The following is a 14,537-nucleotide window of genomic DNA, read 5'->3' on the forward strand; positions in this document are numbered from 1 at the left end:
TCAGGTCCCTGTCAATCTTTGATTCTATTATTATAAGACTGAATAAAAATAAAATCAAATGTATTTTTATAAAATTTAAAACATAAATTCCAAATGAAAAATCATCCATCTAAAATCCTAAAATTATCCAAACTTGTTGACTACTAGGTTTTTTTTCGTTTAAATCAAAGGTAGTAATTGAGTAATGACGGTTTTTGAAAGGTGGTCATAGGCATGAATGAATTATCATTATCTAATCGGATGCATGCAATTTTAGATAATAAACAACAAGTTAAACATATGGAAAAAGGGTGCTACCTTTTTCATGAGAGCACCCCAGCAAGTGATTTGTATTACATTATTAAAGGGAAAGTGGAAGTGAGCAAGGTTGTTCCAGACGGTCGTGAATTAACTATACGCATTAGTTCGGAGAATGATTTGGTTGGGGAAACAGTCTTGTTTTCTCAAAATCCTAAATATATGATGAATGCAAAAATGATGGAAGATGGAACTGTTGCGGTTATTTCCAAAGAATCATTAGAGAAAAAAATCGCCTCCGATAGCCTTCTTGCTGTTGAGATGATGACATGGTTATCCTCTCAAAACCGTAAAAATCAGGCTAAATTCCGCGATATGCTCCTGCACGGTAAGAAAGGGGCATTTTACTCCACCCTCATCCGTTTATCAAATAGCTATGGAACTGAAGCAGAAAACGGTAAAATTATCAATCTTCCCTTTACAAACCAAGAACTCGCCAATTTTTGCGGTACTTCCCGCGAGGTGGTCAATCGAATGCTCGCTCAATTAAGGAAAAACAATGTCATCTCGATTAAAAAAGGACGCATTACGATTCTTGACTTTGACTATTTAAAACAAGAAATCGACTGTGAAAACTGTCCAATTGAAATCTGTACCATCGATTGAATCCATCCCATAAAAAGAAGCAATACATAATGCCTTACTGATCTTAATATGATTGGAGTTTATTTCAGGCTAAATCCACCCCTAGGACCTTTGAATTATTTTCATTACCTTGTGTCCTATATAAAAATGCATAAAAAAAGTATAAAAATCGATTTCGTCCATTGTCTGACATCAAATCCTGACACTATACTAATAAGGGATGGCATAGCTGCCATCCCTTAATTTTTCATTCATTAGGACAGATTACCCGCCAATGAATGACATTTCGATTTTTTCCTGTTTCTTCACCGTTCCCGCTGCCCGTTCATCCGAATAGCGGTCGTCCCTGCGGTTCCAAAGTGAAATGATGAACCCGGTCAACTCTTCATCTGTCATGTCGGAACGGAGCAATGACTTCAAGTCATGTCCCTTTCCATTAAACAGGCATGTATATAAACTTCCATTTGCAGAAAGACGTGCACGTGTACAACTTGAACAAAAAGACTCGGATACCGAGGTTATGAAGCCCACTTCTGCAGTAGTGCCCTTATAACGGAAGCGTTTTGCCACCTCCCCAAAATAATCTTCTTCAACCGGTTCAAGATCGAATTCGGTTTGAAGCATCGCAAGCAGTTCTTTTTTCGTAATGACATTCTTCAACTGCCAGCCATTTGTGTGTCCGACATCCATGAATTCAATATAGCGTAATTGAATGCCCTCATCTTTACAAAATCGGGCCATCGGCAGGATTTGAGATTCATTGGTTTCTTTTTTCACAACCATATTCACTTTAACGCCAAGCCCTGCTTCTTTGGCAGCAGCGATGCCTTCAATAACGGGCTTTATGCCGATATCCCTGCCGTTCATCTTCTTGAAAAGATCGTCATCGAGGCTGTCCAAGCTGATATTCACTCTCTGTAAACCAGCTTCCCTCAAATCCACGGCATGCTTTTTCAAGAAGACACCATTCGTGGTCAGTCCAATATCTTCAATACCTTCAATTTTAACGAGATTTGAAACCAGAGTGGCAAGATCTCTCCGGAGTAATGGTTCCCCGCCTGTCAACCTTAGTTTTTTTACACCTAAGCTTGCGAATATTTTAGAAAGCCTTACAATTTCCTCATAAGATAATAGCTCACTTTTAGGCAGGAACTGAAAATTCTCATGAAAAATTTCAGCAGGCATGCAATACGAGCAGCGAAAGTTACAGCGATCTATGACTGAAATCCTTAAATCCCTTAGTGGCCTGTCCAATGAATCTTTAATTTGACTGTTCAATTAACCACTCCTAGCCGAATGTATTAGAAAAAACCAGACCATAAAAAGTGGCTCCTTGAATGGATTCACTTTTTTTGACTGGCTTCTCATTTCTATTACAGAGATATTATTTGATTCCTAATGCAATTTTAGCATACCTGGACATTTTGTCTTTCGTCCATGGCGGACTCCAGACAATCTTTACATCCGTTTCCTTGACCTCGGGAATATCTTCCAGAACCAATTTAACTTGATCGACGATCGTCCCGGCTAGCGGACAGCCCATTGCTGTCAATGTCATCGTAACGGTAGTCAGACCTTCCTCATCCATATCCACATCATATACCAAGCCTAAATTAACGATATCTATACCAAGCTCAGGGTCAATGACCTGCTCCAAAGCTCCAAAAATAATGTCTTTTGTATCTTGATCCACTTCGATCACTCCTTTTATGGAAAAATTTCTTCGTTTTAGATTATCGGTTTCATCATTATGTCCGTATAAGCATCATAACAGATTTTGAGTGAGTACTTAAGCATTTTGCACAGTTGACAGTAAATGTTTCGTGAACCAGTCTGCTGTCTTAAGCACTCCTTCTCTACTGACCTTATGTCCAGCCTTAGGGTCAAGGATAAAATCAATTTTTCCTTCTGTCTCGTCATACCCTGCTTTGACCCCTTCATAAAAACGGTATGCATGTTGATAAGGCACAACCGGATCTTTGGCTCCATGCCAAAAAAGAAGCGGTCGGTCGGAAAGCTTATCCTGATTAAGACTCAAATCAAATGGCTTGAGCTGTTCAATCACCTTCGCAACTTCCTCATCAGTAGCTGGGAAATTAACTTTCCTTTTCTTAATCTCCTCCATTTGGAGCTCAGCATACGCGACATATGATGGGTTCCCCATTAAACTGACTCCGGCGGAAATCCATTCATAAGCAGCCAGGGCCCCATTAGTCACTATTCCCCCCATTGAGGTACCTGCTACGCCAATTCTTTCGGGCTCAATCAATTTTCGGGATAATAAATCATCCTTCAACAAAGATAAATCCTGGATTGTTTGTAAAACCATTTCCCAAAAACGGGGCATCATTTGAGATTCACTTAAACCGGCTTCCCTTTCCCCATGATGAATCACATCAGGCAGAAGCACACGAAACCCCTTTTCAGCCAATAAATAAGCATAGTGTAGATTATGTTCTTTTGCACTTTGAAAACCATGTATAAAAATTATAAGCGGCAATTCCTGATTGAAAGTGGTTTCTTTCCCTAGGTGCAATACAGGAATTTGTCCTATTAGTTCTTTTTCAATTATTATCAAGTTAACCCCTCCGAATAATTTGTTCCGGTCTTTCCAATACCATTATCAAAATGGATTCCATTCCTTTAAACCTGAGCTTCGCTTTAATTATAATAATCCTGGATATAGTAATATCATACAGGAATGCATAAAGTATGAAAAAGATTTACATTTACCTTAAAATAGGCTTAACAATATTTGCATATAATGAAATCAAAAAGAACAGAAGGTGTGTACATGGCTGAGAAACATTTAATCGTATTGGATCTTGATGGTACTTTACTTACAGATAACAAAACAATTTCTTCAAGGACTAAAAAAACACTCCTAAAACTAAAGGAAGATGGACACGAGGTTATGATCGCCACCGGGCGTCCCTTTCGCTCAAGTGAACAATATTACCGGGAATTGGGGTTGACTACACCAATCGTTAATTTCAATGGCGCTTTCGTCCATCACCCATTACATACAAGCTGGGGGGTATACCACTCTCCTCTGGATATAAATGTTGCGAAAGATATTGTCGAAGCCTGTGATCAGTTTAAATTTCACAACATCATCGCTGAAGTCCGGGATGAAGTTTATGTCCATTATCATGATGAAAAGTTGATGAACATGTTCAATCTAGGAAATCCGATCATGAAGACCGGTGACTTGCGCGATTACCTTCAGGATTCCCCAACTTCGATGCTGATTCACACAGATAGTGAATTCGTAGGACAGATTCGCCAGCATTTATCCGATGTCCATGCAGAATTGGTCGATCATCGCCGCTGGGCAGAGCCTTTTCATATCATCGAAATAATAAAAAGCGGGTTAAGTAAAGCCGTAGGGCTAAAACGCGTATCCAACTATCTGGAGATTCCCCAAAACAGGATAATCGCTTTCGGTGATGAAGATAATGATTTGGAAATGCTCGAATATGCGGGAACCGGGGTGGCCATGGGGAATGCGATCTCACCAGTAAAAACGGTAGCAAATACGACTACATTGACGAATGAAGAAGATGGTATAGCCGTCTTCCTCGAAGAAAAATTCAATATAAAAGCCTAATCCGTCATTTTTTACCTTCATAATCTCCACCTTTCAAGCCAAACTAATATGGACAACAGATTCATTCCGTTGTCGACAACGCTCAGAATCGGAGGAGATAAGAATGGGTAAAAGCAGTAAATCTAAACGATTTGTTCAGCAGGGCAAAGAAAGTGTTGCCAGGCATGCCGAAAAAATCCCTTATCACACTACGTTTGAAGAGGCTGAAAAAGACAGGTTAAGAATTATGTCTGAACAAAGCTATGGTGGCTTCTAATGGGAAACAAATTATTCCAAAAGGCTAGGGAATTTGTTGAAGAAGCTCTCCACTCTGAGCATGACGGTGACCAGCATAAGACAGAGGAAATCGCTAAAAACGCTCTTTCATCAGCTTTTGCCAATACGACCGAGGCTGAAAAAGAACAATTGCGAGAACTTCAGGAAGAGCTGGAAAATCACTCTAAATAATGTGAAAGCCTCCAGGATTCCTGGAGGCTTTCACTTTGTTTTCATCAATTGTTATTTCGTGCCTTACCGCCTTTTGTGGCCTTGATTATTTGTTAATATCATTCCCTGCGGAAAGTTCCAACAATGCCTGACGTTTCTATGATGTTCGTGAAAGCATGTGGGTCCACTTCCTTGATGATCTTTTCAAGGTCATAAAGTTCATACCTTGTAATGACAATCAATAGCATTTCCTTATTTTCGTTGGTGAACGCACCTTTAGCGGGAACCCTTGTAATTCCGCGAACTAACTTAGCATGGATTGCCTGTTTAAGCTCTTCGCTTTTCTTTGTAATGATCATGGCCGTAAGCTTTTCATGACGTGTATGTATCGCGTCCACGACACGGGTCGATGTGTAAAGGGTAACAAGCGTGTACAAAGCTTTTTCCGGTCCATAAACAGCACCTGCCGTTACAATGATCACGCCATTCAGCAGAAATAAATAAGTACCTACAGGTTTATCCTTCTTCCGTGAAAGAAGCATGGCGATAATATCCATTCCGCCAGTCGATGCACCGTATTTCAAGGTGATCCCCACACCTACTGCAGCTATGACTCCACCAAATACCGCATTCAATAATATGTCAGGTGACCAGCGTGTAATCGGAATGATTTCCATAAAGAAGGACATCAAGGCAACGCTGAGGAAACTATAAAATGTGAAAGACTTTCCAACCTTTCGCCAAGCAATGATCGTTACTGGAATGTTCAATAAAAACAATAGAATACCTGTTGATACATCAAAAGGAGCAAAAGATCCAATCATCCTCGATAGAAGCTGGGCCACTCCCGTAAAGCCGCTTGCATATACGTTTGCCGGTATTAGAAAAAAGTTCATTGCAACGGCATTAAGCAATGCGCCCACCACAACTATGATAATTTTCTTCATTTCACCACTGTACATCCTAAAAAACCTCCATTTCACCCTTATTCTATTATCTTTTTACCCTTAATTATTTATTCTATTTACGTAGAGATTGAATTTTTACCGTTACGTGCTACACTAAAAAGTAGAGTGACCACTCATTTTCTGAAAATTGTAAAAAGAAAGCAGGTGTATTATGGCTATCACAATTCTTGCAGATAGTGCATGTGATTTGCCGTTGTCTTTCTATAAGGAAAACAATGTTTCATTAATCCCTTTACAAGTCCATCTTGACGGGGAAAATTATGAAGATTTACTTACCATTAATTCTCACGAAGTCTATCAGGCGATGCTTGAAGGAAAAACCCCGAAAACATCGCAAGCTTCCCCAGAATACTTTATAGAACTTTTCACACAGTTTGCCAAAGAGAAAAAACAAGGGATTTATATAGCCTTTTCCTCTGAGTTATCTGGAACATATCAAACGGCAGTGATGATTCTTAATCAGGTGAAGGAAGAGTACCCTGACCTTGACATTGAAATCGTCAATACGAAATGCGCTTCGATGGGCGTCGGTTTAATTGTAAAGAAAGCAGCCGATCTGGCAGCCAACGGTGCCACTAAAGAAGAAATCCTGGCTGCCATCGAATTCCAAACCCGGCATATGGAGCATCTATTCACTGTAGATAACCTTGAATATCTGGCCCGTGGCGGCCGTATCTCCAAGACATCTGCCCTTGTTGGCGGTTTATTAAACATTAAACCGTTATTGCATGTTGAAGATGGGAAGCTTGTTCCGCTTGAAAAGATACGCGGCAAAAAGAAATTGATTAAACGTGTAATCGAATTAATGCATGAAAGAGGCAAAAACTTAACAACCCAAACGATTGCCATCAGTCATGGTGACGATGAAGCAACTGCCCTGGAATGGAAGGAAGCCATCCAAAATGAATTCGGGACAACCGACTTCATGATCCATACAATTGGCTCCGTCATCGGTGCACATGCCGGTCCTGGCACAATTGCCCTCTTCTTCTTAAACGATACCCCTGAGAAATCATAAACATACATACTCCCTTCCATAATTGTGAACAATATATATTGATCAGATAATGGAAGGGAGTTTTCACTATGTCCAAAACAGCCGATGACAATAAAAGGCCAAAAGATAACCAAGCGAGAAATGCTGAAAAAAATATCGCATATCAGGAAAACCTTGCTGCAGGTAAGCACTCCTATTCGAAGAAAACGGACCACAAATGAAGCGTGGGGCTTGTCCCCTCGCTTTTTTATATCGTTTAGATAGTTGTCTTCCTAACATACTTTCTCTATAATAAAGGAAATAAACCCTGCTGGAGGTAAGTGATGGCAAAGGAAAATTCATTTGATATTGTTTCGAAAGTAGACTTTTCAGAGGTAACGAATGCAGTTACCATGGCTATGAAGGAAATACAGACACGCTATGATTTCAAAGGGAGCATAAGCAGCATCACCATTGAAAAAGAAGACTTGGTTTTAGTATCCGACGATGAATATAAGCTCGAACAGCTGAAGGATGTTCTCATCAGTAAACTCATTAAACGTGACGTACCCGTCAAGAACCTGGATTATGGCAAATTAGAAGGGGCTTCTGGCGGGACCGTTCGCCAACGGGCCAAGCTAATTCAAGGCATCGATAAGGAGCAAGCTAAAAAGATCAATACCATCATTAAAAATAGCGGCCTTAAAGTAAAAAGCCAGATCCAGGATGATCAAATCCGGGTTACCGGTAAGAACCGGGATGATTTACAAGGAATCATTTCCGCTATTCGGGGCGCTGATCTGTCCATTGATGTACAATTCTTAAATTACCGCTAAGTATGAAGGCCTCACCTGTTGGTGGGTCTTTTTTTATTTGTTTCAACTGCCTCCTTCAGCGTTCATCCCCCATTTCCTTCAAATGAATCGCCTTCATGGAACATGGAAAGACTAGTCATGTTCTCTTCAGTTAAAACATTAAACATGATTTTTTTGGGTATTTTTTCCATGTTTTCTTTTTCCTAAAAGAAGGAATAGAGAAAGCGTAGATAATTAAATGGGAGGCGTTTATATCTTGACTACTCAAAATCAGAACAAGCAAGGATTTCCACCTCAACATCAGCAGCATCAACCTGGATTGGAAACAAAAATGGAACCGAACCCTGATTCAGTTAAAGCTGCCTACAAAGGAAGCGGCAAATTAAAAGGTAAAACGGCAATCATAACAGGAGGAGACAGCGGAATCGGTAAATCAGTTGCCATTTACTACGCTAAAGAAGGAGCGAATGTGACAGTTGCATACTTGGATGAACACGAGGATGCCAAAGCGACAAAAGAATTGATCGAAAAAGAAGGCCAAAAATGTTTACTCATTTCCGGTGATATCGGTGATGAAGCCTTCTGCCAGGATGTCGTCAAAAGAACGGTTGAAGAATTTGGCGGTTTGGACATTCTTGTCAACAACGCCGGAGAACAGCATGTGCAGACAAGTATCCTGGACATTTCGGCTGAACAATTGGAAAAAACGTTCCGCACGAATATTTTCTCGATGTTCCACTTAACTAAAGCTGCATTGAAGCACCTGAAAAAAGGAAGCAGCATCATTAATACAACCTCTATCACAGCCTATCAGGGCAACCCAAAACTAATCGATTACTCTTCAACAAAAGGTGCCATACTGGCATTTACAAGAGCCCTGTCGAACTCCATCTCAAAAGATGGCATCCGAGTGAATGGTGTTGCGCCAGGTCCGATCTGGACACCGTTGATTCCTGCCTCATTCGGCGAAGAGGATGTTGCCAAATTCGGGCAGGATACTCCAATGGGCCGTGCAGGGCAGCCAGAGGAATTGGCACCAGCCTATGTATATTTGGCAAGTGATGATTCATCCTATGTAAGTGGACAAGTCATCCATGTAAACGGCGGGACCGTTGTAAACGGATAAGACCTTACCTTTCCAAAAGCAGTGGATTTCACAAATTGAAATCCACTGCTTTTGCTCTTTCATGCAGGATATTCCCGGTTAACGCGGAATATATGAGTGGGAAGGAGTGGAGTCATTTTTGAAAAATATTGTAGATCCATGGTTCACGGTTCAGGGATTGGACTCAAAAACGTTTGCAATCAGTGAATATGGTCATTGGGAGAAAGTTCATTCCTTTTTATTACTAGGGGAGACCCGTGCTGCGTTAATCGATACAGGGTTAGGCATCGATTCGATTAAGCGGATTACAGACCAGCTTACAGATCTTCCGATCATCGTCCTGACCACACACGTTCATGCTGACCATATTGGCGGTCACGGTGATTATGACACAATTTATGTTCATGGTGATGATGCCAATTGGCTGATTAATGGCATTGCAGGTTTGTCCTTGGAACAAATAAGAAAGGACATGGCCCGGGATATCACATTACCCATACCCGAATCATTCGATCCTGATACATACAAGCCATACCGGGGTTACCCTGATAGGCTGTTATCGGATGGGGACACGATTAATCTTGGAAACCGCAGTTTAGGCATTTATCATACACCTGGGCATTCACCTGGCCACATTTCAATTTTGGATAATGAAACAGGTTATTTATTTACTGGCGACCTGCTTTATTCAGATACTCCCGTTTATGCATTTTATCCCTCGACAAGCCCTGAAGACCTTGTGAATTCGTTGGAAAAAATCACAAAGATCAAGTCAGTCTCCAAAATCTATGGCGGGCACAACCAACTAGGCCTCGAACCAGGGATCCTTGAAGAAGTCCTTGCAGCCATTCAATATCTTAAAGAGAATAATTTAGTCAGACACGGAACGGGTGTACATGCATTCAAAAGTTTCAGCATACATTTCTAGTGAAAATAAGGCATTGCTTTTACGCAATGCCCTCTCGTTCAGTATGTCATGGCCATTGCACCTTGCTTGATCGATCTGCAGGAATGCCTTTCCACGAAATGATGTGGAATGATGGTCCCGGCAGGTGCATCTCCAGTCTGCAGCATATGAATGATGCCCTTAGCGGCCTGATATCCCAAATCAAAAATATTAATATCTACGGAAGTCAGGGCTGGTAATGACAGTTCAGAGAAAAGAACGTTATTGAAGCTGACGATTGAAATTTCTTCAGGAGTGCGCACGCCCATCTCGCGAAGTGAATGCACGATGCCAAGTGCCATGAGATCATCACTGACAACCAAAGCGGTTGGTGGTTCTTCGATGGATAGTAACCTTTTTGCAGCTGCTTGTCCCCCTTCATGCAAAAAATCTTCATGCAGGGTATATTCCCCCCTTCGATCGATTCCAGCCCGCTTCAATGCCCGTTCATAACCTGACAAGCGATCAAGGGTCATCACAAGGGTTACATCACCTCCGATGAATCCAATCCTTTCATGTCCTAGCTGTATGAGGTAATCCGTTGCCTGTTCGGCAGCCAAGATATTATCGTTATCAACATATGTTATCTCCTCGATGTAATCATAGGGTTTCCCAATGATCACAAATGGAAAAGCCCTTTCCCTCAAATAGGTCAGGATGTGATCGTTCATCCTTGAATACATCAGGATTATTCCATCCACCATCCCCCCCTGTACCATATTCACTACTCCTTCGTAGATTTCATCTTCTGTTTTTCCCGTGCTTAGCAACAGGGAATAATGGTTTTCCTGAGCTCCTTCACTTAGACCCTGGAGGATCGTCGGAAAGAATGGGTTTTGATAATAATCATTTGACGAACTTGGCATTACCAAACCAATGATCCTGGTCGATTGATTGGCAAGACTACGTGCAATGAAGTTTGGATGGTATCCTAATTTAGTCATCGCCTTACGTACCCGTACCTTTGTCTTTTCACTTATCCGAGGATTGTTTGCAATCACTCGAGAAACTGTTGAAGGAGCAACATTCGCTAGCTGTGCCACATCTTTTATTGTGATGGCCATGCATTTCCCCTCTCCCTTCTTAGCCTTTATTGACTTCATTTTTAAAAAAGGTGAATACCAATAAACACTTCTTTAATATTTATTTTATATTTATACATTTTGTATGTATTCATAATACACTCAGTCCAATAGTTATATCCATACTTTTTTTAATGTTTATTTAATTTTTCAGAAAATACTCACTTTTCCGTTTTCTTCATTCATGTTTAAAATCCAAAAAGAAGCTGATGTATGATCAGCTTCTTAAAAAACGACAGGTCTATTGGAAATCAAGAAGTCAGACGACTAACTACATAGGTTTTAAGCCATTTCCAATCTAGTCCATAGAAATCAATAACGATAAATCCTCGTTTCATATGGACGTAAATCAATAAGCGACACCTCAGGACAATCCTCATAATTAGCCAGCAAAAGTTCCATTTCCCCCCAATAGGAAAGGTCGATTTGATGGTGATTCATACTAAAGTTACATACTACCATGACTGAATTATCATTCATAGTTCTTGTATAAATATAAAGATCGGGGTGATCTTCCCATAATAATTCATATTCCCCATATACGAGGACCTGATGTTTTTTTCGAAGTTCAATCATCTTTTTATAAAAATGATAAATGGATGACGGGTCATTTTTCTGCTGTTCTACATTAATTGCGCGATAATTTGGATTAACCCTCATCCAAGGTGTTCCATGAGTGAATCCGCCATTTTCAATATCATTCCATTGCATCGGTGTTCGTGAATTATCACGGCCGCTATGCCATATAATGTTCATGATTTCATCATGGGGACGACCTTTCGAGGTCTCTATCCTGTAAAAGTTTTTCATTCCGACATCATCATAATCATCAATCGAATCAAATTGGACATTCGTCATGCCAATTTCCTGACCTTGATAAATAAAAGGTGTCCCTTGCATGAAAAAGTATAGGGCTCCTATCATTTTTGCGCTTTCCAACCAATATTGATGATCATTTCCCCACGTTGATACACTTCTCGGCTGGTCATGATTTTCAAAAAACAAAGCATTCCATCCTTTGTTTTTCAGCCCCTTTTGCCATTTGGTCATCGTGCGCTTTAACCCTTGAACATCAACAGCGTGATTCTGTCCCCTATTCCAAAGTCCAAGATGTTCAAATTGAAAGATCATATTGAACTTCCCATTCGATTCCCCGACCCATTCTTCCGCCTGCTCAATCCTGACGCCATTGGCCTCACCGACCGTCATGATATCATACTTAGAGAAAGTCTCTTCTTTCAACTCCTGAAGGTAATCCAGAATCCCGTCCTGATTTGTATGCATTTCAAACGCAGGTACATACTGATGCCAATAAGGATTGGACATATCCGGAAGGCCTTCACGCTTATGAATATGCGTGATCGCATCAATCCGGAAGCCATCGATTCCCTTATCGAGCCACCAATTGACCATTTCATATAATGCCTTTCGCACATCAGGGTTTTTCCAGTTTAAGTCTGGCTGCTTTTCGGCAAATAAATGTAAATAGTATTGATTGGTCCTTTCATCGAATTTCCAGGCACTTCCGGAAAAGATGCTTTCCCAATTATTAGGCTCACGGCCGTCCTGCCCATCCCTCCAAATATACCAATCCCGTTTCGGATTATCGCGGGATGAACGTGACTCGACGAACCAGGGGTGCTCATCACTAGTATGATTCAAAACAAGGTCGAGTATCACCTTCATTCCACGTCCGTGAACATCTTTCAATAACAGATCAATATCTTCGATCGAACCGAATTCATCGGAAACTGCTTGATAATCACTAATATCATAGCCATTATCCGCATTGGGAGATTTATAAAAAGGACAAATCCAAATAACATCTATCCCTAATTCCTGCAGATAGTCGAGCTTTGAAATCAAACCTTTTATGTCTCCGACTCCATCACCATTACTATCCATGAAACTGCGCGGGTAAACTTGATAGCAAACCGCTTCTTTCCACCAGGTCTTATTCATGCTGTAACCTCCCGATCCTGTTTTCCACAAAGCCTTAGGGACAATGTTTGGCGGCTACCGACAATCGAGAGGTATATGATTATTTTGGTTGATTCCGTTTTGAACGCTTAATAACCAAAGCAATGAATATACTAAAAATGAGAAGAACCAATCCTATAACTAACAGGTAAGGAATATTAATAATCGACTTAGGTGACAGCGTATAGACTTCTGTCGTCTCCCTATCGATTACGATCGAGTAACTGTTGTCCTTACTGCGGACCAGATCCCCATTCAGCATACCTCTCAACTCTTTATTACTTTCAAGTTCCTTATCAGTAAGGTTTATCGTTTGAGTTTCAGTCGTATTGTTCATGGCGACGACAATGGTTTCATCACCATATACACGCTTGAATACCGAAGCTCCACCTTTTTCATATAAAAGCTCCATATCCCCTTTTGCCAATGCTGGGTACATGTCTCTGAGATCAGAAAGCTTTGTTATATATTCAACCAATTCCTGTTCTGTCTTAAAATTCATCAACTTATGATTATCCGGGGCAATATCGCCATTTAAGGCAATTTCCGATCCATAAAATACGATAGGAACCCCTGACATTGTATATAGATACGACAGTGCCATTCTCCATCTGGAGCCTGGATTTTCGTTATGATCGGCTGCATCCTTTGTAAAACGGGGCATTCCCTGTGTGTCCATGAACAATGCCTGATGGGCATTGCCCCCAAATTCATCTTCGCTTTTCGCAAACGCTTTAAAAACAGGTTTCAGTTCCTTATCGGGCGCAGCAAATGCTTCACGTAGCTCAGCATTCTGCGGATAAGCCATAAAAGTATCGATACCCGTCTCCTTGTAACTTGAGATCAATTCCGCATCACCTTGTACATCGCCGATTGTATAGAAATTTGATTTTTCAGATTTGACCGCATCCACAAATTCCTTCCAAAAATCTTTTGCTACGTATTGGACTTTATTTATACGGTATCCATCAATATCGGTTTCCGTTATCCACCATTTGGCTGCATCAAGTAAATATTTCCTTGTTTCCTCATTATCTTGATTCAAATCGGGAAGACCATCGACCCATCCTGTTTCCAAATCATTCTGCTTACCGTCCTTGGAAATCTTTTTTTCTTCATGGAACCAATCTTGTTTTTTGGGATCGGTCAGCCACGCGGAGTCAGGGCCCACATTATTTGCCTGAAAATCAATGATCACCTTCATATCGCGTTTATGTGCCTCATTCACGAGTTTTTTAAACTCTTTCATTGTCCCATAGTGTTTATCGGTTTTATAAAAATCGGCCACCCAATCGCCATGATAGCCATTTTCATCATTAGCGAAAATCGGTGAAAGGATGATAGCGGTATAACCCATATCTTTTAAATAATTCAGTTTCTTCGTGACACCTTCGAAATCCCCACCATTAAACGCGGAAGGGTCATTCACGTTCGCATCTCCGTTATTTTGAGTATCCCCATCGAAAAATCTGTCGACCAATAATGAATATACGATTTCATCCTTCCAAGTTCGTTGTTCTTTTTCAGCTGCTCCTACTGGAATGGCGTAAAAAAGAAGCAACGGAATTAAAGCGAGTGATAACGCTCTTTTTCTCATATCCGCTCTCCTCCTAGCTATCTCTTTACGCCTTTAAGATTAGCCTTTTGCCCCCTTAACGTCAAATCCAATTTATAAAAAACTTTACACTTAAGGGACAAACTGGGGATACTGGTTATGGTTACTGAATTGGAAGAGAGCAGAACACGG

Annotated in this window: 16 protein-coding genes; 9 read left to right on the forward strand and 7 right to left on the reverse strand. The window is 40.7% G+C overall.

What is annotated here, in order from left to right; translation table 11 throughout:
- Positions 1-213: 213 nt before the first annotated feature.
- Positions 214-903 (forward strand): Crp/Fnr family transcriptional regulator, encoded by a 690-nt coding sequence (locus ACIQ0C_RS18525; RefSeq protein WP_402836495.1) that lies wholly within the window; start codon positions 214-216, stop codon positions 901-903.
- Positions 904-1,146: 243 nt separating this feature from the next.
- On the opposite strand, the gene moaA is transcribed toward ACIQ0C_RS18525, so the two are convergent.
- The 3 genes from moaA to ACIQ0C_RS18540 form a co-directional block, all read right to left on the reverse strand.
- Positions 1,147-2,160: a GTP 3',8-cyclase MoaA gene (moaA, locus tag ACIQ0C_RS18530; protein WP_403062589.1), complete on the reverse strand. Its 1,014-nt coding sequence runs from the start codon at positions 2,158-2,160 to the stop codon at positions 1,147-1,149.
- A 106-nt stretch (positions 2,161-2,266) separates the two neighbouring features.
- Positions 2,267-2,575 (reverse strand): metal-sulfur cluster assembly factor, encoded by a 309-nt coding sequence (locus ACIQ0C_RS18535; RefSeq protein WP_192203688.1) that lies wholly within the window; start codon positions 2,573-2,575, stop codon positions 2,267-2,269.
- A 96-nt stretch (positions 2,576-2,671) separates the two neighbouring features.
- A complete protein-coding gene (locus ACIQ0C_RS18540) occupies positions 2,672-3,460 on the reverse strand; it encodes a prolyl oligopeptidase family serine peptidase (protein ID WP_403062592.1) in 789 nt (262 codons plus the stop codon).
- Positions 3,461-3,676: 216 nt separating this feature from the next.
- On the opposite strand from ACIQ0C_RS18540, the gene ACIQ0C_RS18545 reads away from it, so the two are divergent.
- From ACIQ0C_RS18545 to ACIQ0C_RS18555, 3 genes are all read left to right on the forward strand, one after another.
- On the forward strand, positions 3,677-4,492 hold the full coding sequence (locus tag ACIQ0C_RS18545) for a Cof-type HAD-IIB family hydrolase (protein ID WP_402836502.1): 816 nt from the start codon (positions 3,677-3,679) through the stop codon (positions 4,490-4,492).
- 103 nt (positions 4,493-4,595) lie between these two features.
- Complete coding sequence (locus tag ACIQ0C_RS18550; RefSeq protein WP_164468789.1) at positions 4,596-4,748, forward strand: hypothetical protein; 153 nt, start codon at positions 4,596-4,598, stop codon at positions 4,746-4,748.
- The gene (locus tag ACIQ0C_RS18555) at positions 4,748-4,939 is read left to right on the forward strand and encodes a DUF3813 domain-containing protein (protein ID WP_403062595.1); all 192 of its coding nucleotides are present in this window, start codon (positions 4,748-4,750) and stop codon (positions 4,937-4,939) included. The genes ACIQ0C_RS18550 and ACIQ0C_RS18555 overlap by 1 nt, the downstream gene beginning before the upstream one ends.
- Before the next feature lie 98 nt (positions 4,940-5,037).
- Here the strand turns inward: ACIQ0C_RS18555 and ACIQ0C_RS18560 are convergent, their stop codons facing one another.
- Positions 5,038-5,880, reverse strand: coding sequence for a YitT family protein (locus tag ACIQ0C_RS18560; RefSeq protein ID WP_403062598.1), 843 nt, complete (start codon positions 5,878-5,880; stop codon positions 5,038-5,040).
- A gap of 157 nt (positions 5,881-6,037) precedes the next feature.
- On the opposite strand from ACIQ0C_RS18560, the gene ACIQ0C_RS18565 reads away from it, so the two are divergent.
- The 5 genes from ACIQ0C_RS18565 to ACIQ0C_RS18585 all read left to right on the forward strand — a co-directional run bounded on the left by ACIQ0C_RS18565 (position 6,038) and on the right by ACIQ0C_RS18585 (position 9,710).
- Entirely contained in the window at positions 6,038-6,904 is an 867-nt protein-coding gene (locus ACIQ0C_RS18565; protein ID WP_403062601.1) for a DegV family protein, read from the forward strand.
- Between the two features lie 68 nt (positions 6,905-6,972).
- On the forward strand, positions 6,973-7,104 hold the full coding sequence (locus ACIQ0C_RS18570; protein WP_402836510.1) for a DUF3941 domain-containing protein: 132 nt from the start codon (positions 6,973-6,975) through the stop codon (positions 7,102-7,104).
- A 102-nt stretch (positions 7,105-7,206) separates the two neighbouring features.
- A complete protein-coding gene (locus ACIQ0C_RS18575; RefSeq protein ID WP_063232211.1) occupies positions 7,207-7,698 on the forward strand; it encodes a YajQ family cyclic di-GMP-binding protein in 492 nt (163 codons plus the stop codon).
- A 217-nt stretch (positions 7,699-7,915) separates the two neighbouring features.
- Positions 7,916-8,803 carry an SDR family oxidoreductase gene (locus ACIQ0C_RS18580; protein WP_402836512.1) on the forward strand — a complete coding sequence of 296 codons (888 nt, stop codon included), beginning with the start codon at positions 7,916-7,918 and terminating at the stop codon, positions 8,801-8,803.
- A gap of 118 nt (positions 8,804-8,921) precedes the next feature.
- Positions 8,922-9,710: an MBL fold metallo-hydrolase gene (locus ACIQ0C_RS18585; RefSeq protein ID WP_403062605.1), complete on the forward strand. Its 789-nt coding sequence runs from the start codon at positions 8,922-8,924 to the stop codon at positions 9,708-9,710.
- 38 nt (positions 9,711-9,748) lie between these two features.
- Here ACIQ0C_RS18585 and ACIQ0C_RS18590 read toward each other — a convergent pair whose 3' ends face one another.
- From ACIQ0C_RS18590 to ACIQ0C_RS18600, 3 genes are all read right to left on the reverse strand, one after another.
- Positions 9,749-10,792: a LacI family DNA-binding transcriptional regulator gene (locus ACIQ0C_RS18590; RefSeq protein ID WP_402836515.1), complete on the reverse strand. Its 1,044-nt coding sequence runs from the start codon at positions 10,790-10,792 to the stop codon at positions 9,749-9,751.
- 330 nt (positions 10,793-11,122) lie between these two features.
- Positions 11,123-12,772: a glycoside hydrolase family 13 protein gene (locus tag ACIQ0C_RS18595; RefSeq protein WP_403062608.1), complete on the reverse strand. Its 1,650-nt coding sequence runs from the start codon at positions 12,770-12,772 to the stop codon at positions 11,123-11,125.
- Between the two features lie 79 nt (positions 12,773-12,851).
- Positions 12,852-14,387, reverse strand: coding sequence for an alpha-amylase family glycosyl hydrolase (locus tag ACIQ0C_RS18600; protein WP_403062611.1), 1,536 nt, complete (start codon positions 14,385-14,387; stop codon positions 12,852-12,854).
- Positions 14,388-14,537: the final 150 nt, after the last annotated feature.

This window comes from Peribacillus sp. NPDC096448, assembly GCF_044762675.1.
Lineage (GTDB): Bacteria > Bacillota > Bacilli > Bacillales > DSM-1321 > Peribacillus > Peribacillus frigoritolerans_B.